The 25,677-nt window shown below is 61.8% G+C and carries 22 protein-coding genes; 11 read left to right on the top strand and 11 right to left on the bottom strand.

Annotated elements, in window-relative coordinates; translation table 11 throughout:
- Positions 1-65: 65 nt before the first annotated feature.
- From V8Z65_RS11555 to ugpC, 4 genes are all read left to right on the top strand, one after another.
- Entirely contained in the window at positions 66-1,370 is a 1,305-nt protein-coding gene (locus V8Z65_RS11555; protein WP_338720142.1) for an extracellular solute-binding protein, read from the top strand.
- Between the two features lie 140 nt (positions 1,371-1,510).
- Positions 1,511-2,344 carry a sugar ABC transporter permease gene (locus tag V8Z65_RS11550; protein WP_338720140.1) on the top strand — a complete coding sequence of 278 codons (834 nt, stop codon included), beginning with the start codon at positions 1,511-1,513 and terminating at the stop codon, positions 2,342-2,344.
- Positions 2,341-3,165, top strand: coding sequence for a carbohydrate ABC transporter permease (locus V8Z65_RS11545; protein WP_338720138.1), 825 nt, complete (start codon positions 2,341-2,343; stop codon positions 3,163-3,165). The genes V8Z65_RS11550 and V8Z65_RS11545 overlap by 4 nt, the downstream gene beginning before the upstream one ends.
- Positions 3,166-3,179: 14 nt before the next feature.
- Positions 3,180-4,259 (top strand): sn-glycerol-3-phosphate ABC transporter ATP-binding protein UgpC, encoded by a 1,080-nt coding sequence (gene ugpC, locus V8Z65_RS11540; protein WP_338720136.1) that lies wholly within the window; start codon positions 3,180-3,182, stop codon positions 4,257-4,259.
- 67 nt (positions 4,260-4,326) lie between these two features.
- On the opposite strand, the gene V8Z65_RS11535 is transcribed toward ugpC, so the two are convergent.
- A complete protein-coding gene (locus V8Z65_RS11535; protein ID WP_338720134.1) occupies positions 4,327-5,007 on the bottom strand; it encodes a phosphoribosyltransferase in 681 nt (226 codons plus the stop codon).
- A 76-nt stretch (positions 5,008-5,083) separates the two neighbouring features.
- Between V8Z65_RS11535 and V8Z65_RS11530 the strand changes: the two genes are divergently transcribed.
- A complete protein-coding gene (locus tag V8Z65_RS11530) occupies positions 5,084-6,250 on the top strand; it encodes a M20 aminoacylase family protein (protein ID WP_338720132.1) in 1,167 nt (388 codons plus the stop codon).
- Here V8Z65_RS11530 and V8Z65_RS11525 read toward each other — a convergent pair.
- The 6 genes from V8Z65_RS11525 to V8Z65_RS11500 form a co-directional block, all read right to left on the bottom strand.
- Complete coding sequence (locus V8Z65_RS11525; protein ID WP_338720130.1) at positions 6,247-7,137, bottom strand: nucleoside hydrolase; 891 nt, start codon at positions 7,135-7,137, stop codon at positions 6,247-6,249. The genes V8Z65_RS11530 and V8Z65_RS11525 overlap by 4 nt on opposite strands.
- Before the next feature lie 125 nt (positions 7,138-7,262).
- Positions 7,263-8,588 carry an amidohydrolase gene (locus tag V8Z65_RS11520; protein WP_338720128.1) on the bottom strand — a complete coding sequence of 442 codons (1,326 nt, stop codon included), beginning with the start codon at positions 8,586-8,588 and terminating at the stop codon, positions 7,263-7,265.
- On the bottom strand, positions 8,585-9,646 hold the full coding sequence (locus tag V8Z65_RS11515) for an ABC transporter ATP-binding protein (protein WP_338720126.1): 1,062 nt from the start codon (positions 9,644-9,646) through the stop codon (positions 8,585-8,587). The genes V8Z65_RS11520 and V8Z65_RS11515 overlap by 4 nt, the downstream gene beginning before the upstream one ends.
- A gap of 4 nt (positions 9,647-9,650) precedes the next feature.
- Positions 9,651-10,442: an ABC transporter permease gene (locus V8Z65_RS11510; RefSeq protein WP_338720125.1), complete on the bottom strand. Its 792-nt coding sequence runs from the start codon at positions 10,440-10,442 to the stop codon at positions 9,651-9,653.
- Positions 10,439-11,263 (bottom strand): ABC transporter permease, encoded by an 825-nt coding sequence (locus V8Z65_RS11505; RefSeq protein ID WP_338720123.1) that lies wholly within the window; start codon positions 11,261-11,263, stop codon positions 10,439-10,441. The genes V8Z65_RS11510 and V8Z65_RS11505 overlap by 4 nt, the downstream gene beginning before the upstream one ends.
- Before the next feature lie 134 nt (positions 11,264-11,397).
- Positions 11,398-12,432, bottom strand: a complete 1,035-nt coding sequence (locus tag V8Z65_RS11500; protein ID WP_338720121.1) for a polyamine ABC transporter substrate-binding protein — start codon at positions 12,430-12,432, stop codon at positions 11,398-11,400.
- A 427-nt stretch (positions 12,433-12,859) separates the two neighbouring features.
- Here V8Z65_RS11500 and V8Z65_RS11495 point away from each other — a divergent pair, with 427 nt between their 5' ends.
- Entirely contained in the window at positions 12,860-13,381 is a 522-nt protein-coding gene (locus tag V8Z65_RS11495) for a DUF2087 domain-containing protein (protein WP_338720120.1), read from the top strand.
- Positions 13,382-13,469: 88 nt separating this feature from the next.
- Here V8Z65_RS11495 and V8Z65_RS11490 read toward each other — a convergent pair whose 3' ends face one another.
- From V8Z65_RS11490 to V8Z65_RS11480, 3 genes are all read right to left on the bottom strand, one after another.
- Complete coding sequence (locus V8Z65_RS11490; RefSeq protein ID WP_338720118.1) at positions 13,470-13,688, bottom strand: hypothetical protein; 219 nt, start codon at positions 13,686-13,688, stop codon at positions 13,470-13,472.
- A gap of 92 nt (positions 13,689-13,780) precedes the next feature.
- Positions 13,781-14,002 carry a hypothetical protein gene (locus tag V8Z65_RS11485; protein WP_338720116.1) on the bottom strand — a complete coding sequence of 74 codons (222 nt, stop codon included), beginning with the start codon at positions 14,000-14,002 and terminating at the stop codon, positions 13,781-13,783.
- A 62-nt stretch (positions 14,003-14,064) separates the two neighbouring features.
- A complete protein-coding gene (locus V8Z65_RS11480; protein WP_338720114.1) occupies positions 14,065-14,676 on the bottom strand; it encodes a LysE family translocator in 612 nt (203 codons plus the stop codon).
- A gap of 183 nt (positions 14,677-14,859) precedes the next feature.
- On the opposite strand from V8Z65_RS11480, the gene V8Z65_RS11475 reads away from it, so the two are divergent.
- Positions 14,860-16,440, top strand: a complete 1,581-nt coding sequence (locus V8Z65_RS11475; RefSeq protein ID WP_338720112.1) for an ABC-F family ATP-binding cassette domain-containing protein — start codon at positions 14,860-14,862, stop codon at positions 16,438-16,440.
- Between the two features lie 45 nt (positions 16,441-16,485).
- Here V8Z65_RS11475 and V8Z65_RS11470 read toward each other — a convergent pair whose 3' ends face one another.
- Complete coding sequence (locus V8Z65_RS11470) at positions 16,486-17,427, bottom strand: nucleoside hydrolase (protein ID WP_338720110.1); 942 nt, start codon at positions 17,425-17,427, stop codon at positions 16,486-16,488.
- A 138-nt stretch (positions 17,428-17,565) separates the two neighbouring features.
- Here V8Z65_RS11470 and V8Z65_RS11465 point away from each other — a divergent pair, with 138 nt between their 5' ends.
- The 4 genes from V8Z65_RS11465 (at position 17,566) to glgB (ending at position 25,671) form a co-directional block, all read left to right on the top strand.
- Positions 17,566-18,816 carry an AI-2E family transporter gene (locus V8Z65_RS11465; protein WP_338720108.1) on the top strand — a complete coding sequence of 417 codons (1,251 nt, stop codon included), beginning with the start codon at positions 17,566-17,568 and terminating at the stop codon, positions 18,814-18,816.
- A gap of 78 nt (positions 18,817-18,894) precedes the next feature.
- Positions 18,895-20,754 (top strand): monovalent cation:proton antiporter-2 (CPA2) family protein, encoded by a 1,860-nt coding sequence (locus V8Z65_RS11460; RefSeq protein WP_338720106.1) that lies wholly within the window; start codon positions 18,895-18,897, stop codon positions 20,752-20,754.
- A 91-nt stretch (positions 20,755-20,845) separates the two neighbouring features.
- A complete protein-coding gene (locus V8Z65_RS11455; RefSeq protein ID WP_338720104.1) occupies positions 20,846-23,317 on the top strand; it encodes a glycogen/starch/alpha-glucan phosphorylase in 2,472 nt (823 codons plus the stop codon).
- 158 nt (positions 23,318-23,475) lie between these two features.
- Positions 23,476-25,671, top strand: coding sequence for a 1,4-alpha-glucan branching protein GlgB (glgB, locus tag V8Z65_RS11450; protein ID WP_338720102.1), 2,196 nt, complete (start codon positions 23,476-23,478; stop codon positions 25,669-25,671).
- Positions 25,672-25,677: the final 6 nt, after the last annotated feature.

Here is a 25,677-nt window from a genome sequence, read left to right as displayed (position 1 = left end):
CATGCGCTAAATCCATTTAGCAGACGGAAACATCCACTGCAGACTTTACCCTGGAGGAGGTAGTCGTGAGAAATTCATCCCGCCACGCACTTCGTATCGCCGCCCTGAGCCTGAGCGTTGCCGCGACGGCCGGCGTGGCTGTGGCCGCACCGAGCTGCGGCACTGACCCTGTCGTCCTCAATTCCTATTTCGAGACTGGCTTTCCGCTGCCGTCTCGTCTGGCGGAAGAGTTCACCAAGCAGTTCCCCAATGTCACGTTTGACATCAAGGAAGACCAGTTCGCCAATATGATGGAGAACTCGCCGCGCATACTGTCCGAGGCCAATGCGCCTGACCTGATCCGCCTGCCTTCATTGACTGACCTCGTCGCAAATGAGTTGCTGCTGAACCTCGACGGCTATTTTGCCGATTTCGGCTGGGATGCTTTCCCGGCCGGCCAATTGGTGCAGTTGCGTGTGGAAGAGGGTGGTCGCCCGCGCGGCACCGGCTCTCTCTACGCCATGGGCCTCAATTATTCGATGACCGGCGTGTTCTATAATAAGGAACTGGCTGCCCAGCTTGGCATGACCGAGCCGCCCAAGACCCTGGCAGAACTCGACACATTGATGGCGGCTGCAAAGGAAGCTGGTATCCAGCCGATTATGCAGTGGAACAAGGGTACGGCTGGTCTCGCCTTCCCGCTGCAGAACCTGATGGGTGCCTATGGCGCACCCGAGCCGATCAATGACTGGATCTTCCAGAAGGACGGCGCCACCATCAATACGCCGGACAATCTCGAAGCTGCGCAGCATCTCGATGCCTGGATCAAGGCCGGATACTTCCCGTCCGATGCTAACGCGATCGAATATTTCCAGATGATGAGCCGGTTCATTGGTGGCGAAGGCCTGTTCATGTTCAATGGCGATTGGGAGTCGGGCAATCTCGATGCCAATGCCGCCGGCAAATTCGGCTTCTTCATCATGCCCAGCGCTGAAGAGGGCGGGCGACATGCCACCATGTCGGCGCCGCTGACCTTTGGTATTGCCGCCAATGCAGAGCATCCCGACTGCGCCGCCTTCTTCCTTGACTGGGTTGCCACCAATGAAGAGGCACGCAAGATCAACGTTGCTGTTGGCGGCTCGAACCCGGGTGGTCCGACTGATCTGCCCATGCCGGCCGTCGAGCCTGGTTCGGTGACCGAGCAGTCGCTTGCTGCCGGCCAAACCCTGGCTGAGGACAATGGCGCCATGGACTTTATCGCCAATGCGACCGGCGCTATTTTTGCCGCTGGCTGGACGCCCGAGCTGCAGAAAATGGTTGGTGGTCAGCAGACGCCAGAAGGCCTTCTCGAGGCCGTCCAAGAGGAATACGAGACCCAGCTGTCCCGTTAAGAAGCTTCTTGAACGCCCCATGCGAACCGGAATGAATCATGACTGAAGAAACGACGTCCGTTCCGGACGCCACTGGGTCAATTAAGCGGCTCCCTCCATCCAGAGGGAGCCGCAAAACACGGCGTGCGGCCTGGCTTTTCGTGGCGCCCGCCTTTGTCGCTTATGCCGCCTTCGTGCTCGTGCCGCTGGGCATGAGCATCTATTATTCGTTGCTGCGCTGGGACGGCATCGGCAAGGCACGCTTTCATGGCCTGACCAATTATCTGACGGTGCTGACGGACAATGATCTCTTGCAGATCATCGGCAATGCCTTCCAGCTCGTTCTCTATTTCACGCTGATCCCGGTATTGCTTGGACTGGCTGTCGCGGCGGCCATTCGCAGCCATATGGATGGGCGTTTCGGCACCATCACGCGCACCGTCCTGTTTCTCCCCCAGGTCATTCCCTTGGTCGCTGCCGGTATCGCCTGGAGCTGGATGTTTGCCTCGACCGGGCTGGTCAATCAGACCCTCAAGGCCATTGGCCTGTCGGACTGGGCGCGTGGCTGGCTGGGCGACTTCGTCTGGGCGCTGCCCGCCGTCGGCATTATCGGCGCCTGGGTCTTGCTGGGTCTGTGCACCATGCTGCTGGTCACCGGCATCACCAAGATCGACCCGAGCCTTTACGAGGCCGCACGTCTCGATGGTGCGCGGCCCTGGCACGAGTTCCGCTACATCACGCTGCCTGGTCTGCGGCAGGAAATCGGTGTGTGCATTACTGTCACTGTGATCGCGGCGCTTGCCAGTTTCGACATTGTCTACATCTCCACCCAGGGAGGGCCGGGCATCACCACGACCGTGCCGGGCCTTGAGATCTATCGCCTGGCATTCGCTCACCGCCAGGTTGGTCTGGCCTCGGCGCTGGCCATCGTGCTCATGGTGCTGGTTCTGATCACCATCGCTCCCGTTCAATGGTTCACGCGGGACAAGAAATGAAGACCACCGCACCAAACACGCTGCTCGCCCGTGGGCTGATCATCGTCCTGATGATCGTGACGCTGCTACCATTCCTGTCAATGCTTTCGGCTGCATTGGCACCGCAAGGCAGCTATCCCAACGGTTTGCAATGGCCGACCGATCCGCAATGGGGCAATTTCGTCCGCGCCTTTGAAGTGGCCAGGATGGATCAATTGCTGCTTTCGAGCACGCTGATCGTTCTGGGCGTGGTGCCGGTCTCGGTGTTGATTGCAACCATGGCCGGTTATGGTCTCGCCAAGCTCACAAGCAACAAATACAAATGGTTGTACCTCATCTTTGTGTTCGGTCTGACCCTGCCATTCGAGGCTGTGATTACCCCGCTTTACTATGAAGTGCGGGCGCTGGGTCTGCTCAATACGCGCTTTGCAATTATCCTGCCGCTGATCGGGCTCTATATGCCCTTTTCGGTCTATTGGATGCGCGCGCATTTCCTCAATGTGCCGCACGACCTGACCGAGGCCGCCCAGCTAGACGGTGCAACCCGCTGGAAGGAATTCTGGCTCGTTCAGGTGCCGCTGGCCCGTCCGGCGATCATGTCGCTGACCATCCTGCTCTTCCTCTGGACCTGGAACCAGTTCCTGTTGCCAGTGGTCTTGGTGCAGGACCCGATGCAGCGGACCATGGCCGGTGCTCTCGGCGCCTTCCAGGGACAGTGGGGCACCGATATTCCCCTGCTTTGTGCCGGCTCGCTTCTCATTCTCGCGCCGACCGTGGCGTTGTTCCTCGTCTTCCAGCGCCAATTTGTGGCCGCCCTGATGCAGGGCGCGGTCAAAGGCTAAAAGGAGTTTCGCAAATGGCAGGGCTCACCCTCCGTTCCGTCCACAAGGCCTATGGCGATGTGCCCGTCATCAAGGGTGTGGATCTCGACATCGAGCACGGCCAATTCGTGGTCTTTGTCGGCCCTTCGGGCTGTGGCAAGTCGACATTGCTGCGCATGATTGCTGGTCTTGAAGACATTACCGGCGGCGAAATCCGCATCGGCGACCGAGTGGTCAACGATGTTGAACCGCGTGACCGTGGCGTTGCCATGGTGTTCCAGTCCTACGCGCTCTATCCGCACATGTCTGTCTACGACAATGTTGGCTTTGGCCTCAAACTGGCCGGCACCCCCAAGGACGTTCGCGACGCGAAAATTTGGGCCGCGGCCAGGGTTCTGCAGATGGAACATTTGCTCGATCGCCGTCCGGCTCAGCTTTCGGGTGGTCAACGCCAGCGTGTGGCGATTGGCCGGGCCATTGTGCGGGAGCCGGATGTGTTCCTGTTCGACGAACCTTTGTCCAATCTCGACGCGGCCTTGCGTGGCGACATGCGCATGGAGCTGGCGCGGCTGCATACCGATCTTGGCGCCACGATGATCTATGTGACGCATGATCAGGTCGAGGCCATGACGCTGGCCGACAAGATCGTCGTGCTCGATGGCGGCGTCGTGCAGCAGGTCGGCTCGCCGCTGGAACTCTATAACAGTCCAGCCAATCTGTTTGTCGCCGGTTTCATCGGGTCGCCGAAGATGAATATTGTCGAGGCGACGGTGGCAGCCAGGACCGGCGGCGGCCTAGCTCTGCGATCAGAGCTGGCCGACACTCCGCTCGATTTTCCGTCGATGCCGGGTCTGGAAGCGGGCATGAAGCTTCGGGTTGGCCTGCGGCCCCACGCACTGGTCCTCGACCCGAACGGACCAATTGGCGGTGAGGTGCAACTGGTCGAGCGGCTCGGCAATGAAACCCTGGTCAGGGTTGGCCTGCCATCGGGGCAGGAACTGACCGCCGCGCTGGCCGGGCAGGAGCAAATCGAACCCAGACAGACGATCTCGCTGGGCTTCGATCCGCGACACCTGCTGCTCTTCGGGGAAGACGGGCATCGGCTTGGCGCCTGAGAGGGCCGGTCCGGCGGAGCGGCCGGAACCCCGTAAGCGGCGAAGGAGCCGCTGAATTGCCGGTATGCTAGGCGGGTAGCCAATGGCCGGAGGCGGTTCTGGCCAGGCGTGGAGAGGCAAGGGGCGCAACGATCCTGTCACCCCAATGGTCCAGCTTGTCCTGCCAGAACGTGCCTTGAAGCATGGCCGCAGCTACGGCTACCGGTGCCACCCCGATCCGGTCCAGCAGGGCCATAACGGCGGCCATAGATGTGCCGGAACTGATGACGTCATCGATCACGGCTACCCGTTTGCCTTCGAGCAATGGCAGCAAGCGGGGATCGAGAAAGATCGTTTTCACCTGTTCGGGGCTGGTGATCGAGGACATAGGGGTCGACAGGTCATCGCGGTACCAGAATTTCCGCGACGTACCGAGCGCTACCATGCGGCTATGGTCCAGCCTGCGCGCTACATTATTGGCCAGCGGCAGGCCAAGGGTCGGCACGCCAATGATGATGTCCGGTTCGAACGGTCCGAGCAGGCCTGCCATGGCGGCGGCAATGGCGTCCTCTACGACGAAACTGGCCTGATTTATGATCAGCGAGGCCACCGCGCTCTTGCCGTCGCCGGGTAGAATGCGGATGGGGAGCAGGATTTGCCTGCCGTCGGGCAGGGTGGCCGGATAGCTGTCGAGCCAACCCTGGATATTGCTGACATGGGTGCCCGGGGCATCCACGCTTTGCCAGAACTGGTGAGGTTCGAGTGGCATTGACCGGCTTTCCTTGCTTGGCAGTCCCAAATGGTGGATGCTGCAGCTTTGTTGAATATCAAGAGCTTAGCAAGCGATGAACCGCGGAGACAATGATCCGTTCGAACTTGAGGCGATGGTCGCGTTGCGCCGCGATCTGCATGCCCATCCAGAACTTGGCTTTGAGGAAGTTCGCACGAGCGGCATTGTGGCCAAATGGCTCGAGGACGCTGGCATCGAAGTGCATCGCGGCATTGGCAAGACCGGAGTCGTCGGCACCTTGCGGGCAGGCGAGGGAAAACGCTCAATCGCCCTGCGGGCCGATATGGATGCACTGGCCATGCCGGAGCTGGGTGCTGTTGCCTATAAATCGCAGATCGAGAACACCATGCATGCCTGTGGTCATGACGGCCACACGGTGATGCTGCTGGCGGCGGCGCGGCACCTGGCGCGGACTCGACGATTTTCGGGCACGGTCCATTTCGTTTTCCAACCGGCCGAGGAAGGTCGGGGCGGGGCAAAGGCCATGCTGGATGACGGGTTCCTTGAGCGCTTTCCGATCGATGCGGTTTATGGCCTGCACAATATGCCGGGCCTGGCGCCCGATGAGATGGCCGTGGTTCCTGGACCGCAACTGGCGTCATCCGACAGCTGGGAGGTGACTTTCACCGGCATCGGGACACATGGCGCCAAGCCGCATCTGGGGCGAGACGCGATGACCGCGGCGGCGCATTTCCTCACCATGGTTCACACCATCGTGGCGCGGAAGGTCGATCCGCTACAGCCCGCAGTGGTCAGTGCCTGCGCCATTACCGGCGGCGATTTTCGCGCGCTCAATGTCATCCCCGATGCCGTTCGCATCGGTGGCACGGCGCGAGCCTATTCGGCCCAGGTGCGCGACCAGCTTGAAGCGGCTATCGGCGAACTCGCGCGGGGCGTTGCGAACACGTTTGGTATCGCTTCCGATTATGCATTTCAGCGCCGCATCGCACCGGTCATCAATGACGACAGCGCCACCAGGGCCGCGCTGGCCGCTGCACAGCTCGCGTCGGGGCGGCCGGTGGTGACGACCTTCCCGCCCTCGACCGCCGGGGACGATTTTTCCGAGTTCGGCAGCCGCGTGCCTGGATGCTATGTGTGGCTGGGCAATGGCCCGGCGGTGGACGGCGCACTGCACCACAATTCCCGCTACGATTTCAACGATGATGCCATCGCCACCGGTGCCCGCTATTGGACGGCGCTGGTGGAGGGGGAATTGCGTTAGCGGAAACCGCCGGCGAGCAGGGCCAAGGCTGCCGGAACGTCGACAGTCATGGCGACCAATATCGGCGAACCGCTGTCGCGGCGTGTCAGGGCACCGGCGTCCCCGTCATCACCAAGATTGACCGACAGGTGAAAGAGCTCGATGCCGAAAAGCTCGGGCGCCAACGCGAGCAGCATGACACACGGGTCATGCAGTGGCCGGCTCTGCTCGCCGTCGACCAGATAGGCCGCCAGCAGGTCCGCTGCCGCGTCTCCCGCGGCGGTTCCGCGTAGAGCCTCACCATAGCTGCGGTTTGCCCGCACGCGCCGCGTGACATCGAGCGGCACAATGGTTGTCTTGATACCAGCCCGCAGCGCGACTGCGGTTGCCTCCGGGTCAGAGGCGAAATTGAACTCGGAGACCGGCCCGGCATTGCCCGGTTCCTCAATTGCCCCGCCCATGATGATGAGATGGCCGATGCGGCCCGCCGCCTGGGGATGGTCGTTAATGAGGCGGGCGATATTGGTGAGCGGACCGAGCGCCAGAACATCGATCGTACTGCTGGGGGCGGCCAGCAATGTCTGCGCCATCCAGCCGACGGCGTCGTCACCCGCTTGCACCAGCGGCGCTGGCAGCGCCACACCCCGTAGACCGTCGTCGCCATGGATGACAATGGCGTCGATATTGTCGCGCATAAGGGCGGTGGCGGCGCCGGCGATGACGGGAATATCGCTACGCCCCATCACCGCCAGCAGACCGCCGGCGTTCCTGGTGGTCCGGTCCAGGCCGATATTGCCGGCCACTGTGGTCAGGCCCAGAACCTCGAACTTGCCGGACGCCAGCGCGAAGAGGATGGCCATTGCGTCATCGAGCCCCGGATCGGTATCGATAATAACCCGTCTATTCATGGAGCGGAGCCAGCATCATTTGGGGGACCTTTACAAGCCCTTTTGCGGTCATGCCGGTCGGTTCGAACAGACAATCCAGGCCGCCTGAGGCTGGCTGGCGGCCCAAGGGGCGATTTGGAGAACTATCATGGCGCCTGGCTGTCTATTCGCGCCATCTCGGCCTTGAACTGGCGGGCGATCTGGTTGGCGTCGGCAACGGTCTTGCGGGCGTCGAGCGTGGTGACCTGACGGTCCCGCATCAGCCAGCGACCGGCCACCATGGAGTGGGTCACATCGCTGGGCATGGCTGCAAATACCAGCATGGAATAGGGATCATAGATCGGGTGGAGGCGGGGTGCGTCCAGGTTGATGCGGATGATGTCCGCCTGCTTGCCTACTTCGAGCGAACCGGTCACCAGATCGCGGTTCAGTACGCGCGCGCCCTCAATGGTGCCCATGCGGACGACCTCGGTGGCAGGCAGTGGCTTGCGTGAACCGGCCAGCAGTTTTGCAAACATCGAAACGGGGGCGAACTGGCTGAAAAGGTCCAGCGTATTGCCACTCATAGCGCCATCGCTGCCGATGCCGACAGGCAGGCCGGCATGGCGCAGTTTTTCGACCGGTGCGACGCCGCGACCGGCTTTGCCGTTGGAGCGTGGATTGGTCGCGACGCAGACCTGCGCCTCGGCCATCATGGCGATGTCTGCGTCGTCCAATTGCAGACAATGGGCGCAAATCAAGCCAGGTTTGAGCAGGCCGGCATCACGTGTCACGGCAATCGTGGATTTGCCGTAATTGTCTCGAGCCCAGGCCACTTCCAGGGCGCTCTCAGCCAGATGCATCTGTACCGGCACGTCGGGGTGGTCGGCCAACCAGTGCGCGACGCGCTCCATGGTCTTCAGGCCGGTCGAGTAGGGGGCGTGAGGCGCAATCGAGGGGGCAACCAGGGGATTGTCGCGAAAGGTATCGAACAGCTCTTCCACCAGGGCAAAACCCTCGTCGAAATCCCCGTGGTCGGGTGGATCGAAATCGGCGAGCGTCTGGCCGACAATGGCGCGCAGACCGGCCATGTCGCAGACGCGGGCTACTTCGGTTTCGAAATAGTACATGTCGGCAATTGTGGTAACGCCGCCCTGTATAAGCTCCAGTGCCGAGAGGGCGGAGCCGATCCGCACCATTTCGGGGGTGACGAATTTGCGTTCGAGCGGCAGGATATATCTATAGAGCCGGTCATCGATATCCTCGGCAAGGCCGCGGAACACCGACATGCCCATGTGGCAATGCGTATTGACCATGCCGGGCATGACGACGTCGCCACCACAATCGACCACCTCGGCGTCCGGCACGTCTGGGGGTGCGCCGGCACCCAGGGCGGTGATGGTTGTACCGTCTATCTGCACCCAACCGCGATTGTGCTCGGTCAGGGCGTCATCGATGGTCAGCACCCAGGCATTGGTGAGGAGAATCGTCATTCTGGCGCCAGGATGGTGCATTGTTCGGGCACGGGCACCAGTTTGGCCACTGCGCCGGCCTCGAGCGGGCGGGTCAGCGGACCATTGGCAATCAGCGTGCCCGCCGGAGTTTGGGCCTGATATTGATAGGCCCGGCCAAGATAGGTGCGCAGACCAAGCGTCGCTGGAATGCCGTCCGTCTGCGTATTTTCGGTGACGACGAGACCATCGGCCCGACAGGCCAGGATGAAGCTGTCGGGGATTTCGCCGAACTGTTCTATCGGCAGGGTGAGGCGCACGCCGCCAGCGGCTTCGGCCGTGACCTTGGCGCCGCTGCGGTCGACAACGGTCATGGCGATGAGATTTTCGAAGCCGACGAAGCGCGCCACGAATGCATTGGCGGGACGCTGATACAGACGCTCCGGGGTATCGAGCTGCATGATGCGGCCCTGATGCATGATGGCGACGCGATCGGAAATGGAAAAGGCTTCTTCCTGATCGTGCGTGACATAGACCGAGGTCGTGCCATTGGCACGCTGCAGTTGGCGGATTTCGACGCGCATATCGATGCGCAGCTTCGCGTCGAGATTGCTGAGCGGTTCATCAAACATCAGCAGCGGTGGCTCGATGACCAGGGCGCGCGCCAACGCGACGCGCTGCTTCTGCCCGCCGGACAGGGCCCCCGGCAAACGATTGGCAAGATGCACGAGGCCAACGCGTTCCAGCATGGCCTGCACGCGCTTTGCTCTGGCATCACCCGCAATGCCGCGCTGTTTGAGGCCGAAGCCGACATTGTCGGCCACCGACAGGTGCGGGAAAAGTGCATAGTTCTGGAAAACCAGGCCGATATCGCGCTGATGCGGCGGCAGGCGGGTCAGATCGCGGCCGCCAAGTGTGATCGTGCCCGCCGTGGGCTGCAGAAAACCGGCGACAAGGCGGAGCGTGGTGGTCTTGCCGCAGCCCGAGGCGCCGAGCAGCGAGACGAGCTCGCCTTCTGCAACGGCGAGCGACAGATTTTCCAGCACCTGAGTGGCGCCATAATGGGCGGAAACGGCATTGAGGGTGAGAGGCAGGGTCATGGGATCATTTGGCCAGGAAGGTCAGGCCGAGCGTACGCTCGACAATGGCCATAACGGCCACGGTAAGGATCATCAGCAGCACCGAAACCGAGGCGACGGTGGGGTCGAAGAATTGTTCCATATGGGCGAGCAACTGGATCGGCAGGGTGGATAGGCCCGGGCCGGTCAGGAAGATCGAGATGGAGACGTCATTGATCGAGGTGATGAAGGCGAGGATGAAGGCGGCGATGACGCCGGAACGCACATTGGGCAGGAGGATGGTGAAAAAGGTCTTGAGCGGCGGCGAGCCGAGACTGATCGCGGCTTCTTCGACGGAGAAATCAAACGACGCCAGCGAGGCGCCGATCACCCGGATCACATAGGGCAGTACCAGCAGCGCGTGGCCGAATAGCAGGGCGACATAGATCGGGCCATTGAGCTGTACGGCCAGATTCTTGAGCAGCGAGAAGCCCAGCACCAATTCGGGCACGAGCACCGGCAGCACGAAGAGCGTCGAGAGCCAGCCCGGCAATTGCACGCGATAGCGGTTGAGCGCGTAGGCGGCAGGTATGCCGATGATCAACGCCATGATTGTGGAAAGCAGCGCGACCTGCAGGCTGGTCAGGATGGTGTGGCGGAACGCTTCGATCTGGAAGATGTTTTCGAACCAGCGCAGCGACAGGCCCTGCGGCGGGAAGGTCAGATAGGTGGTGTCACTGAGCGCGGCGCCGAGCACGATGATCAGCGGCCCGACAAGGAAGATGAAGACCAGCGCCGTGCCGGCAATGAGCAGGGGATGGATATTGCGGGTCATCACACGGTCATCGGGTTGAGGCGGCGCGCCATGGCATTCATCAGCGCCACGATGGCAATGGTGATCACGACCATGACGGCGGCAATGGTGGAAGCGGCGACCCAGTCGAAGGTCACCATGGCCTGCTGGTACATCAGCGTGCCCATCATCATGACCTGTTCGCCGCCGAGCAGTTGCGGGGTGGCATAGGAGGTAAAGCTGCCGGTAAAGACCAGCACCGCACCGACGATGAGGCCGGGCACCGCCAGGGGCAGGGTGACCTGCATGAATGTCGCCCTGGGCGTGGCGCCCAGCGACGAGGATGCCTGGATCAGGTCGTCGGGGATCGATTCGAGAACGCCGACCAGCGTCAGGATCATCAGCGGCACGAAGAGATAGACCATGGCGACGATGACCGCACCCTGGGTGTAGAGCATGCTGAGCGGCTCGCCGATCAAGCCCAGATTGAGCAGCGTCGTGTTGAGAATACCGTTCTTGCCCAGAATGATCAGCCAGGCAAAGGAACGCACCACGACACCGGTGAGCAGGGGGAAGACGGCGGCGATGATCAAGGTGGATTTGAGCCAGCCGGGGGCCCGAGAAATCACATAGGCGGTGAGAAAACCGATGACCAACGCGATGGCGGTGGTGACCAGCGACACCTGAATGGTGCGGAGTAATACCGTCCGGCGGAAGCTGCTGCCGAAGAAGGACAGATAGGTGGCGAAGGGGCCAGATGGCGTGGTGAAGGTGGTCCAGATCGTCGCCAGGACCGGCAGCACCAGAAAGACGACGACCAATAGTGTCGCAGGAGCAGCCAGAGGCCAGCCGGCAAAGCGTTTCATGTGTCAGGCTTTCATTGCACGAGCCTGCCCTACCGCTGCGGATATGGCATCAATCGCGAGGACGCCATGGACCCTGGGGCAGAGACACGCCTGGTCAAGGCAAGGCGCCGGGGTTGGACCCGGCGCCCAGCATATTACATACCGAAGATTTCGTTCCAGCGGTCGACCCAGCCACCCTTGGCGGCATTCATCTTGGCGTAGTCGATGCGCTGCAGGCCGGCGATCAGATCGGCACCATAGGTCCAGAGCGCAGCCTGTTCCGGCGTGAGGTCCACTGCCGTATTGACCGGGGCATCGACACCCTGTTCGGCCAGTTGCTGCTGGATGTCCTTGGACAGAATGAAGTTGATGAACTCATAGGCCAGGTCCGGCTCGGCGGCGCCGGTCGGGATATTGACCGTGTTGAGCGTGGCGATCGAGCCTTCGGCGAGATCAGCCCATTTGACGGAGGGAACGGCTGCCTGTATCTGACCAAGGGTGAAGTCCTGCGCCACGGCGACCGAGACTTCGCCGGTGGAGAACAGATTGATCATTTCCGAGCCGGTATTGTAGTTCTTGACCACGTTCGGCTTCAATTCGCCAATGGCGGCGAAAGCCGCATCTTCATCGGCGAAGGCGTCGACGCCCGCATGGTCGCCGGCCTTCATGACCACCATCGGACCGGCCGTTGTGGTGATGCCCGGCAGCGACAGCGATGCGGCCAGGTCTTCGCGCCAAAGGTCGTTCCAGGAGGTGATCGGGGGCGTTACCTTGGTCTCGTCATAGACGATGCCGACGCGGCCAATTGTGTAGGCCGGGCCATAACCGCCTTGGGGGTCCTTGGCCAGATCGTAGATGCCGTCAAGGTTCGGGATTCGGGCCGGATCGATCTTCTGGAACAGGCCTGCTTCAATGCCCTGCTGGCTGAAGCTGTCGGAGAAATAGGCGACATCGACGCCGGCGCCGTTGCGAATCTGGAGCTTGTTGAGGCGCTCTCCGTTATTGCCGGTTTCAAAAACAATCTCGCAGCCGCATTGTTCGCGGAATGGCGCGAGCACAATGGATTCGAGCTTTTCACCGTTGAAGCCCCACCACGAAATGGTGAGAGTCTTGCCCTGTGCCGTGGCAGGGGCGGCAGACATCAGGGCGGTGGCCGAAATCGCCAGCGTGGTGACCAGAATCTTGTTCATTGACGGGGGTTTCCTTGTTGCGTCGCGAGGGGGCGCCGACGACCAATTTGCATGGCGTGTGCCATTGGAGCCTATTTTTGTGGCGTGGTGTCCGCAAGCCCATTCTTTAGGCTCGTGGGTGTCGTGCAATGGTTTATCAACCACCTGCGGTCGGCGGGCGGGAAACCGGGTAAGCCGCAACCTTGTGCAAGGGTCGGGATGGAGGTTCCAGCCCTCGTCAGGTCTGCTGGTCGGCATTGCCTCGGCGATAAGGGCGCTGTATCTAGATCGCACGGTCTGCAGTTTACCGAGGCGTCGCCGTCCCGACCAGGGAAGCTAAACCTGCACTGACAATTCTCTTGGACTCGCACTTTCTCTCGTGCCCGTCGCAAGCCGGCGACCAGTGACACCGCTTTTTTGCGGCGTGGGGCACGCTCGAGGAAGAGCTATGTCAAAATCCATTCAATCCCTGGTCATTCCTGATCTCTCCGCTTTTGCCAAAGCGCTGCGCCTGCAGATCGCCAAGGCCGACGCCAATCCCAGTCATGTCGAGATGCTCAACATGCTGGCGCGGTCGGCGGGTTTTCGCAATTACCAGCATTTCAAGTCGGTGAGCGATGATGCCCCGCCCGTCGAACCGGTGGATATGACCCTGGTGGAGAGGGTCAGCCGCCATTTCGACGCCGATGGCATTTTGCTGCGCTGGCCATCTAAGAACAGCCTGCAACCGCTCTGCCTTTGGGCGCTCTGGGCGCGCATGGAACCGGGGCGCGACTATACCGACCGCGACAACACCGAACTGCTCAATGGCTGGGCCAGTTTTGGCGATCACGCGCTCTTGCGACGAGCCCTGGTGGATATGGGCTATGTGGCCCGCACGCCCGATGGCCGAACCTATCGGCGGATCGAGCAGAAGCCGCCCGCCGAGCTATCGGCGCTGCTCAAGCGCATCACACGCCAGCCGGCCTGAACGCAACGTCGCGGAGAATGGCCAATGACACTGTCGATTGCGACGGCGCGCGGCCTGTGCGGAAGCCGGCAATACCATCCGAGGGTGCTCAGACCTTTTTGAAAATCCGCTGCATGGCGACCTTAGAGATCAGGTTGCCCAATTCGGTCGCATTGTTCCGCTGGATGCTGGCAAAGCTACCGGCAAATGCAGCCTGTTTGGCGCCCATCGCGGCCGCTTCCGCTCGGCGGCTGCGCTGGTGCTGGATGCGGTCGTAAGGCGATAGCTGATACATGTTGAAGCGGGTAATCTTGCCGCCAATAGCCATGACACTACTCTGGATGATGCCCAGGGCAGGCTAGGCCAAGGAGAGCTTACGCCAGGTTAAGGGCCACGCTCGGCTTGTCTGAGAATTTTGGCTCAGGCGGTCTTGGAAATCCGCTGCATCGCGATCTTGGAGAAGAGATTGCCCATCTCGACCGCGTTGGTGGCCTGAATATTGGCGAAGCTATTGGCGGTACTGGCTTGTTTCTGGGCGATTTCCGCGGCCTGGGCACGGCGCTCGCGTTGATACTGCATCCGCTCGTAGGCCGAGAGCTGATGCATGTTGTATCGGGTGATCTTGGTGCTGCCATAGGCCATGCGGGAAGCTTGGCCGATTATGGTTAATCAGGCGTTAAAGGTTAGCGGCGGGTTAATGCCGACTAGTGCTGCATGACGACCAGGCCGGCGGCTCCGGCCATCATCGCTCCGGCCGTCTTGTTGAGGCGGCCGAGAGCCTTTTCGCTGCGGAACATATCGCGGGCGGCGGATGCCAGCCAGGCATAACCGCAGCCGATGAGCAGCAAGACGACGATCACAATGGCAGTCAGCTCGATAAAGGCGACCGGGTTCATTTCGCCCAGCGGCACGACCGTTGGCAGGATGGCGAGATAGAAAACGATGGTCTTGGGGTTGCCCATGGTCAGCGAGAAGCCAGCGAGGAAAGTCTTCCAGCGCCCCTCATTCTTGGGCTTCATCTGCTCCGAGCCGGGACGGGCCGTCCAGAATCTATAGGCGATATAGAGCAGGTAAGCGGCGCCGGCCCAGCGAATGATCGTGAAGATCGGTCCGAACCAGGTGGCGATGGCCGCCAGCCCGAAAACGGCAAAGAAAAAATAGACCAGATCGCCGGCGAGAATGCCCAACACCATGGGGAAAGCGCCTCTGAAGCCGCCGCCCAGGGCGCGCGCGACAACAGCCGCCACGCCGGGCCCCGGCACCAGGACCGCAATGGCGTAGGCGAGGGTGAAGGCGAGGAGCGTGAAGAGGTCCATGGAGCGATATCCGGCAATCGAGCGCGCGGACACTACGCCTGCTGACGCCAATTTGCCAGCCTGCACTTGACCGGCGCGGCTGCGGCATTATTTTGCTCTTATCGCAACCCGACCGGACGGTTCCCATGGATCGCATCCTCACAGCAATGCCGACCTGCCTTGCCCCTGAGGATTTTTCGATTCATGCCTTCCGTGACGCTTTCGCATCTAACTTATGCCGGCCCTGACGGCCGGACGCTTTTTTCCAATCTCGATCTGAGTTTCGGCACAGGCCGCACTGGGCTTGTGGGCCGCAATGGCGTTGGCAAGACCACGCTTTTGCGACTGATCACCGGTGAGCTGCTGCCATCTTCGGGCAGCGTGACCGTCGCTGGTCGCATCGGTGTGCTGCGCCAATCGGTGCAGCCGGGGCCGGACGAGACCATAGCGGACCTGTTCGGCGCGCGGGCTGGTCTGGACCTGCTCGAGCGCGCCATGGCCGGCGAGGCCGACAATGACGAGCTGGCAAATGCCGATTGGACATTGGACAACAGGCTCAACGAGGCGTTGGCGACGCTGGCGCTCGATATCGGTCCGGCAACGCTCTTATCGACTCTTTCGGGCGGGCAGCGGACGCGGGCGGCCTTGGCAGCGCTGGTGTTTGACGCGCCCGACCTGATCCTGCTCGATGAGCCGACAAATAATCTCGACACAGATGGGCGCGCAGCGGTGACGCTGATGCTGAGACAATGGCGCGGCGCGGCCATTGTGATCAGTCATGATCGGGATTTGCTCGACAGCATGGATGTCATTGTTGAGCTGACGGGCCTGGGGGCCAGCAGCTATGGTGGCAATTGGACCCATTACCGGGAACGCAAGGCGCTGGAGCTGGTCAATGCCCAGCGCGATCTTGCCGTGGCCGACCGGCAGGTGCGCGACGCGGCACGCGCGGCACAGGAGGCCCGCGAGAAGCAAGACCGGCGCGATGCCGACGGGCGACGGAAGGCGGCCAAGGGCGACACGCCCAAAATCATGCTGGGCGGGATGAAGCGGCGCGCCGAGGCGACAGCGGGCGGATTGGACCGCCTGGCCGAAAAGCAGGCCGACGCCGCCCAATTGCAGGCGGCCGAAGCGCGCTCGAAGATCGAGGTGCTGACGCCCTTTGCGGTGAAACTGGCACCAAGCGGACTACCGGCGGGCAAGGTGGTCCTCCGGGCCAGCGGCCTGACCGGCGGTTATGACGCCGAGCGTCCGATCATCCGGGATGCGCATCTGGAGATTATCGGGCCCGAGCGCGTCGCCATTTCAGGGCCGAATGGTGCGGGCAAGACGACTCTGCTCAAGCTGCTGACCGGGTCGCTGACGCCGATGAATGGCCAGGTGCAGATGGGTGGTCCAATCGCCCTTCTCGACCAGCAGGTGGCACTGCTCGACCGGCATGAAAGCATTCTGGACAATTTCCGTCGCCTCAACCCGGGCGGTTCGATCAATGATTGCCGCTCGATTCTGGCGGCGTTCAAATTTCGCAATGATGCGGCGCTGCAGGTGGTCGGAACGCTCAGCGGCGGGGAAATGCTGCGGGCAGCGCTGGCCTGCGTGCTGGGCGGCAAGACGCCACCCATGCTGGTGGTGCTGGACGAGCCGACCAATCATCTCGACATCGAGGCGATCGAAGTCGTCGAGGCTGGGCTCCGTGCCTATGATGGCGCCCTGCTGGTCATCAGCCACGACCGGGCCTTTCTGGACAATATCGAGGTCACCCGGGAGGTGCGGCTGGGCGGTTGATCCCCTTCTTCCTGATGGAGTGAGGAACGGGCGCTGCCGGAGCTTTTATGGCAGGCGCGCCAGCCGCTCATTGAGAAGAGTGTAAAATCCTTCGGCATTGCCGGTGCGCAACCAGGTGGCGTTGTAGCTGCGGCCGGTGACGTGCCAGTAATCCACCACGGTCATGCCCATGGTCAGTTCGCTGGCGGTCTCGATGGTGACATTGCAGTGGCGGCCCTCGAACAGGTCGGGCTGGAGCAGATAGGCGATGACTGTGGGGTCGTGCAGCGGTGCACCGTCCCAACCGTATTTTTCCAGGTCGAAGGTCTCGGAAAAGCTCAGCATGGCATGCACGGCTTCCCCTGTTCGGTTGCCCAGCGCCTTTATCGCGTCGAGCCGCGCCGGCGTCGACTGGATCATGTGGGTCACATCGAGCGACAGGATCGTGATCGGGGCGCCGCAGCGCATCACCACATCGGCCGCTTCGGGATCGACATAGATATTGAATTCGGCCGCCGGGGTGATGTTGCCCACCTCGAAATAGGCCCCGCCCATCATGACGATTTCCTGGATGCGCTCGGCGATGGCCGGCTGCTTGACCAGGGCCATGGCGATATTGGTCAGGGGGCCGAGCGTGCACAGGGTGATGGTCTTGGGCTCGGCATTCATCAGGGTTTCGATGATGAAGTCGACGCCATGCTGATCCTGCAGGGCAATGGTCGGTTCGGGCAGGTCGGGACCGTTGAGGCCGGTATCGCCATGCACATGTTCAGCCGTCACCAGATGCCGGCGCATGGGGCGCGCGCAGCCGGCATAGACAGGCACGTCGGTGCGGCCGGACAGCTCGACCACCTTGCGGGCATTGCTGGCATTGTGGTGCAGGCCGACATTGCCGGCCACCGCAACGATCCCCAGAACCTCGAAATCTTCAGGGGAGGCCAGGGCCATCAGAATGGCGACGGCATCGTCCTGGCCGGGGTCGGTATCGATGATGATCTTGCGGGACATGGCAAATCCAAGAGACTCAAAATTGTGTTGCGGCCGAACCTTATCCAAGCCCCCTGGCGCGGTCGATGGATTAGCGGCAGCAGGCGGAACGAAAGTTGTGGCCTGCGCGTTTTTCTCAGCCCCACCACGGAAATCCAAATGCGTCACCCCTTGTCCGGTCACACCGCCCAGCTAGACGAAAGCCAGTTCGAGCGTGTGCTGAACAATGCGGCTCGTCTCGCGATGGTCGGGGTGGGCCTTGCAGTGCTGCTCGCCTTGTTGCAGGTCGGCCAGGTGTTTCTGGCGCCGGTCACGCTGGCCATCGTGGTCGGGCTGATGTTCGGGCCGGTGGCGGACCGGGTCGAAAGCGCGGGCGTGCCGCCTGCCCTGTCGGCTGCCGTGGTCGTACTGCTGCTGCTCGCCGTCATTTTCGGCTTCGCCATGCTGTTTGCGGTTCCGCTGAGCGAATGGGTGGCCCGGGCGCCATTGATCTGGGAGAAGCTGCAGGCGCAATTGGCGAGCCTGAAAGAACCGCTCCAGTCCATCGGCGATTTTCAGGAGCAAATCGGTACGGCACTGGGCTCGGGCGGTGCCATGTCCGTGCAGGTGGAAGACGGTAGCGCGGTCACCGGTGTGGCCATGCTGGCCCCAGCCATTCTGGCGCAGATCGCCATTTTCCTGGCCAGCCTCTACTTCTTCGTTGCCACGCGCGACCATATCCGTACCTCGGTTCTCTCCATGTGCGTTACCCGGCGCATGCGCTGGCGCACGGCGCATGTGTTTCGCGATGTGGAATATAAGGTCAGCCGGTTCCTGCTGTCGGTGACCGTGATCAATCTGTGCGTAGGGACGGCGGTGTCCCTGGCCATGTGGGCCATTGGCATGCCCTCGCCGCTCCTGTGGGGGGCGATGGCCGCCGTCCTGAACTACATTCCCTATGTGGGGCAGGCGATCATGGTGACCGTGCTGCTCGCGGTGGGACTGGGTACGCAGACCGAATTATTCCAGATCCTGCTGCCGGTGGCCTGCTATGCGGGCATCAATTTCGTCGAAGGTCAGATTTTCACGCCGCATTTCATCGGGCGCACGCTGACGATCAATCCCTTCATCATCTTTCTTTCCATCACGTTCTGGATCTGGACCTGGGGCCCGGTGGGCGGTTTGGTGGCTGTTCCCACCTTGTTGATTGCCCAGTCGGTAATTGCCCATATCCTGCCGAGCAGGCCGGTTGCACCGCGCCGCCCGGTGCGCAGAACGGCGCATATGACGGCTCGGGAGGAACTGCTGGCAAATGCTGCCCAGGCCATCCGCGAGAAGCGGCGGGATGAAGAAGGGGAGGCGCGCAAACAGGGGCGCGAGGAACCACCGCAGGGCACCGGGCCAACCGGGGTGGAACCGACTGCCGGTTGAGGCCGCACCGTTCCGAACAGCTTGACGGGGAGGCGCGGCCCCATCAGTCTTTAGGCCGATTGGTTCGGAGACTGTGCGATGGCTGGTGACGTTGTAACACATGCAGCCGAGGCCGCGCAGCACGGACTGGATCTGGTGCCGGTCGTTGCCTTGCTGGCGGCGGGGACCGTTGCGGTTCCACTCTTCAAGCGCATCGGCCTGGGATCCGTTCTAGGCTATCTGGCTGCCGGGCTGCTGCTCGGTCCCTCAGGCATCGGGCTGATCTCGGACCCGGCTTCGGTGCTGCACGCGGCCGAACTAGGCGTGGTGCTGTTCTTGTTCATCATCGGGCTGGAGATGGAGCCGAACCGGCTCTGGTCGCTGCGCAAGCAGATTTTCGGCCTGGGGGTCATTCAGGTTGCCGTCAGCGGCGCCCTGTTGACGGGCGCTGGCATAGTGCTGGGCTTTGCGCCGGTGGTCGCCTTTGTTTTCGGCATGGGCTTCGTGCTGACCTCGACGGCCATTGTCATGCAGATCCTGGGTGAGCGGGGCGAGTTGGCGACGCCGGGCGGCCAGAAGATGGTGTCCGTGCTGTTGCTCGAAGACCTGGCCATTGTGCCGCTGCTGGCCGTCGTGGCCCTCCTGGCCCCCTCCGCCGACGATGTAAGCATGCTGGCGCGGGTGATTTCCTTCGGGGTGGCGGTAGGCGCCATCTTGCTGCTGATCTTCCTGGGGCAGCGGATCATGAACCCGTTCTTTGCACTTTTGGCCCAGGCCAAGGTGCGCGAGGTGATGACTGCCGCGGCCCTGCTCGTGGTACTGGGAGCTGCGCTATTGTTCCAGGTGAGCGGCCTGTCCATGGCGATGGGGGCGTTCCTGGCCGGCGTGCTGCTCTCCACCTCCACTTTCAAGCACCAGCTCGAGGCGGATGTGGAGCCATTCAGGGGGCTGTTGCTGGGATTATTCTTCCTGGCGGTGGGCATGTCGCTCGATCTGGGCGTAGTGGCCGAGAATCTGGGGATCATCGCGGTCAGCGTCGTGGCCTATATGCTGATCAAGGCCGTTGCCATCTACGTCATTGCGCGGCTCATGCGGTCAGATCACGGCGAGGCGCTGGAGCGTGCCGTGTTGATGGGGCAGGGCGGCGAATTTGCCTTCGTGCTCTATACGACGGCGGCCAGCAGCGGGCTGATCGACGCGCCCACCAATGCCATCTTTACCGCCACCGTCATCATCTCCATGGTCATCACGCCTTTTGCCATTATCGGCATGCGCTACCTGATGCCCAAGGTCGCCCAATCCATGGATGGCGTCGAGGAGGCGGATGGGCTGAGCGGCAAGGTGTTGATCATCGGCTTTGGCCGTTTCGGCCAGATCGTCAGCCAGCCGCTCCTGGCGCTCCGGCACACGGTTTCAATCATCGATAATGATACCGACATGATCCGGGCCGCCGCGCAGATCGGCTTCAAGGTCTATTATGGCGACGGGACGCGGCTGGACATTCTGCGCGCTGCCGGTGCCGCCACCGCGGACCTGATCCTTGTGTGTACCGACCAGAAGGAGCAGACGACGCGGATTGCCGAACTGCTGCGCGACGAGTTCCCACTGGCGCGGGTAATGGCGCGGGCCTTCGACCGGCCGCATGGTATCGCGCTGGTGCGGGCCGGCGTGGAATATCAGATCCGCGAGACTTTCGAGTCGGCGATCACCTTTGGCGGCGAAGCCGTGCGGATGCTGGGCGCGACCGACGAAGAAGCCGATGAGGTGGTGGAGGGCGTGCGCAGCCGCGACCGGCAGCGGTTTGAACTGCAACTGGGGGGTGAAGACTGGCGTAACCTGACCCAGCTTTTGATCAGCAATGCCCGCGATCAAGCGCGTGAGGGTGGCGTGTCCGTGGCCGAAGACGAGGCGGAGGCTGCCGCCAACAAGTCCTCGCAGCAAATTCAGGGCAGTCCGTAGCATGCGAACGCGGGGGCTTTCCCCTGCACAAAATTAGTGCAAGACTGCATCTATTCTGAGGGGAACATCGTCATGAACTCTGGATTGCGAGATGCCGCAAAAGCCGATCGTTTACGATGCGCCCACGCCCGAACCCCGCGCAATTACGGTTGAGGCCCTTCAGGCCGAAATCCTTGAAAAGCTGATCTATTCCGTCGGCAAGGACCCCATTGTCGCCCGGCCGCATGATTGGCTGCGTGCCACCATCCTGGCCGTGCGTGACCGGATCATGGACCGGTGGATGGAGAGCTCGCGCGAGACCTGGCGAACCTCCAATAAGCGCGTCTACTATCTCAGCCTGGAATTCCTGATCGGCCGGCTCATGCGTGACGCGATGAGCAATGTGGGGCTGATGGAGCCCGTTGCCGAGGCGCTGAAAAACCTCGATGTCGACCTGGGCGACCTGATCAATCTCGAGCCCGATGCGGCGCTGGGCAATGGCGGTTTGGGCCGTCTGGCGGCGTGCTTTCTCGAATCCATGTCCTCGGTGAAAATCCCGGCCTATGGCTATGGCATCCGCTACGTGCATGGGCTTTTCCGGCAGGAAATGAGCGAGGGATGGCAGGTCGAATTGCCCGAGGAATGGCTTGCCCATGGCAATCCCTGGGAATTCGAGCGTCGCGAAAGCGCCTATGAGGTCGGCTTTGGTGGTCATGTCGAGCCGGTCACCGATCCCGACGGGACCGAGCGGCAGGAATGGCGGCCCAATGAGCATCTGCTGGCGGTGGCGTATGACACCCCGATCGTTGGCTGGCGCGGGGCGCGGGTGAACACGCTTCGGCTTTGGAGCGCGCAGCCGATCGACCCCATCCTTCTCGACAAGTTCAATTCGGGCGATCATATCGGCGCGCTGGAGGAGAGTGCCAGGGCCGAGGCGATCACGCGGGTGCTCTATCCCGCAGACTCCACTGCGGCCGGGCAGGAATTGCGGCTGCGGCAGGAATTTTTCTTCTCTTCGGCGTCGCTGCAGGACATCGTCCGGCGCCATTTGCAGCAATATGGCGATCTGGGCTCGCTGGCCGACAAGGTGGCCATCCAGCTCAACGATACCCATCCTGCCATTTCCGTGGCCGAGCTCATGCGCATCCTGGTCGATGAGAACGGGATCAAATGGGCCAAGGCCTGGCAGATTGCCAAGGGCACGTTCGGTTACACCAACCATACGCTGCTGCCCGAGGCGCTGGAAAGCTGGCCGGTGGCGCTGCTGGAGCGGCTGCTGCCGCGGCATATGCAGATCGTCTATCAGATCAACGCCGATATTCTGACCGAGGCCCGGGCCAAGAAGGGGTTCAGCGACCAGCAGATCGCGGCTGTGTCGCTGATCGATGAACATGGCGGGCGGCGCGTGCGAATGGGCCAATTGGCCTTTGTCGGTTCCCATTCGATCAATGGTGTTTCGGCGCTGCATACCGAATTGATGAAGCAGACCGTGTTTGCCGATCTGCACAAGCTCTATCCCGAGCGCATCAACAACAAGACCAATGGCATCACCCCGCGCCGATGGCTGATGCAGTGCAATCCGGGGCTGACAAAACTGGTGTCGGAACGCATCGGTCCCGACTTTCTCGACGATGTGGAAAAGCTGCACGGCCTCTTGCCGCATGCCGAGGATCCCGGCTTCCAGAAGCAGTTCACCGAGGTCAAGCTCAAGAACAAGAAGAAGCTGGCCAAGCTGATCAAGGACCGACTGAACATTACCGTCTCGCCAGACGCAATGTTCGATGTGCAGATCAAGCGCATTCATGAATATAAGCGGCAATTGCTCAATATTATTCATGCCGTAGCGCTCTATGACGAGATCCGGGCGCATCCCGAAAAGGAATGGGTTCCGCGCGTCAAGATTTTCGCCGGCAAGGCCGCGCCGAGCTACTGGAATGCCAAGCTGATCATCAAGCTGATCAATGATGTGGCGCGGGTCATCAACAATGATCCGGCGGTGCGGGGCCTGCTCAAGGTGGTCTTCCTGCCCAATTACAATGTCAGCCTGGCCGAGGTGATCGTGCCGGCGGCCGACCTCTCCGAGCAGATTTCGACGGCCGGCATGGAGGCATCGGGCACCGGCAATATGAAGTTCATGGCCAATGGCGCCATTACCATTGGCACTATGGATGGCGCCAATGTCGAGATGCACAAGGAAGTGGGTGCCGACAATATCGTCATCTTCGGTCTGACGGCCGAGCAGGTCGAGGACAAGCGGGCCCGTTCAGAAGTACCGCGCGCGGCCATCGACGCTTCGCCGCGGCTACGCGAGGCCCTCGATTCGATTGCCTCTGGCGTGTTTTCGCCGGACGATCCGCATCGCTATCGCGATCTGATCGGGGGCCTTTACGATCATGACTGGTTCATGGTGGCGCGGGACTTCGATGCCTATGTCGCCGCGCAGGGCAAGGTGGATGCCATCTGGCGCGACAAGAAGAAGTGGGCCGCCATGGCCATCCGCAACACGGCCAGCGTAGGCTTTTTCTCGTCGGACAGGACGATCCGGCAATATGCACAGGAGATATGGGACGTTCCGACCGCCTAGCGTGGTCAGGGATGAGGTTGACCGGCAGATGCCCAAGCGGCTTTGCTGGCCAGGTGGACGATATGGCGCAAAGAAGGTCCCGGCAGGCATGACCGGGCCGGGGCCGTAGAGGTTAGGCCAGCCGGCCTTTGACGGTTGGCGCGTGGGGGAGTGTGGTTTTGAGCGTGAGCAAGGAAAACTGGCAGGCAGATGCGTGGGAGGTAGAGGCCATCGTGGCCGGTCGCCACAGCAATGCCTTTGCCTTTCTGGGTCTGCATGAGGTCGCCGGACACTGGGTGCTCAGGGCCTTTGTGCCGCATGCCGAAACGCTCAATGCCTTTACGCTCGATGGAACGCCGCTGGGACACATGATCCCGCGCCATGCCGCCGGGTTTTTCGAAGCCAGGGTCGAGATCGCAGAGCGCCAGCCCATTCGCTATGAGGCCAAAAACGCTGGCGGCTCCTGGTCGGTATTCGACCCCTATTCCTTCGGGCCGGTGCTCGGTCCCATGGACGATTATTACATCGGCGAAGGCAGCCATTTGCGGCTGTTCGACAAGCTGGGCGCCCATGAAATGGAGTTCGAGGGCATTCACGGCACCCATTTCGCCGTCTGGGCCCCCAATGCGCAGCGCGTCTCGGTTGTTGGCCCCTGGAACGAATGGGATGGGCGCCGCCACCCCATGCGCAATCGCAACGGTATCTGGGAAGTGTTCATCCCGGTGCTGGGAACGGGCACGATCTACAAATACGAGATTGTGGGGCCGAACGGGCAGGTGCTGCCTTTAAAGGCCGATCCGTTTGCCCGCCAGGCCGAGTTGCGGCCGCGTACGGCTTCGGTCGTGCCCGATCCGACGCCCTTCGCCTGGACCGATCAGCAATATATGGAGGAACGCGCCAGCCGGGATTGGCGGCGCACGCCGATGTCGATCTACGAGGTGCATCTGGGATCATGGCGGCGCCGTCCCGATGGCAGCTTCATGAGCTATGATCAGCTCGCCGAACAGCTCGTGCCTTACGCCGCCGATATGGGCTATACCCATCTCGAATTCCTGCCGATTTCCGAGCATCCTTTCGATCCAAGCTGGGGGTATCAGCCCACCGGCCTGTACGCGCCGACCGCGCGCTTCGGCGACCCGGCCGGCTTTGCGCGGCTGGTCAATGCGGCGCATGAGGCCGGGCTTGGCGTGATCCTGGATTGGGTGCCAGCGCATTTCCCCACCGATGAGCATGGTCTTAGCCATTTCGACGGCACGGCGCTTTATGAGCATGAGGACCCGCGCCAGGGCTTCCATCCGGACTGGAACACGGCGATCTACAATTTCGGGCGCAAGGAGGTTTCGGCCTTCCTAACCAATAACGCCCTTTATTGGTTCGATCAGTTCCATATCGATGGGCTGCGGGTCGATGCCGTCGCTTCGATGCTCTATCTCGACTATTCGCGCCAGCCGGGCGAATGGGTGCCCAATCAGCATGGCGGTAACCAGAACCTGGAGGCCGTCGCCTTCCTGCAGCGGGTGAATGCCGAGGTCTATCGGCAGTTTCCCGGCGCTTTCATGATCGCCGAGGAATCGACCGCCTGGCCGGGCGTTAGCGCACCGACCTATGCCGGCGGGCTCGGGTTCGGCTTCAAGTGGAATATGGGCTTCATGAACGACACGCTGCGCTTCATGAGCCGGGCGCCGGTACATCGCCGTTTCCACCACAATGATATGACTTTCGGGCTCATGTACGCCTTTTCCGAGAATTTCGTTTTGCCGCTCAGCCATGATGAAGTGGTGCATGGCAAGGGGGCGCTGCTCGCGAAAATGCCGGGCGATGACTGGCAGCAATTTGCCAATCTCAGGGCCTATCTGGCCTTCATGTGGGGACATCCGGGCAAGAAACTGTTGTTCATGGGGCAGGAATTCGCGCAGCGCGAGGAGTGGAGCGAAAGCAAGTCGCTCGACTGGTGGCTGCTCGATTCCCCGCCCCATGAGGGGATGCGCCGGCTGGTGGCCGATCTCAACGCGGCCTATCGCAGCCTGCCGGCTCTCTATGAGCGGGACTGCGAGCCGGATGGCTTTGAATGGATAATCGGCAACGATCAGGCCAATTCGGTCCTGGCCTGGATCCGCAAGGCGCCCGGCGCCGATCCGGTTCTGGTCATCTCCAATTTTACCCCCGTGCCACGCAGCGGCTACAAGGTGCCGCTGCCGCATGCCGGGCGCTGGGTGGAACGGGTCAATACCGATGCCGGTTGGTATTCGGGTGGGAATACCGGCAATCAGGGGGGCGTCGTGGCCAAGGCTGTCGAGGGGCAGCATTGGCCGGCGGAGGCAGAGCTGTTCCTGCCGCCTTTGGCGACCCTGTTTCTGAAATACGAGCCGGCGTGACGCGGC

Source organism: Devosia sp. XK-2 (assembly GCF_037113415.1).
GTDB lineage: Bacteria > Pseudomonadota > Alphaproteobacteria > Rhizobiales > Devosiaceae > Devosia.
The sequence above is the reverse complement of the archived record's forward strand: the minus strand, read 5'-3'. Positions and strand labels throughout refer to the sequence as shown.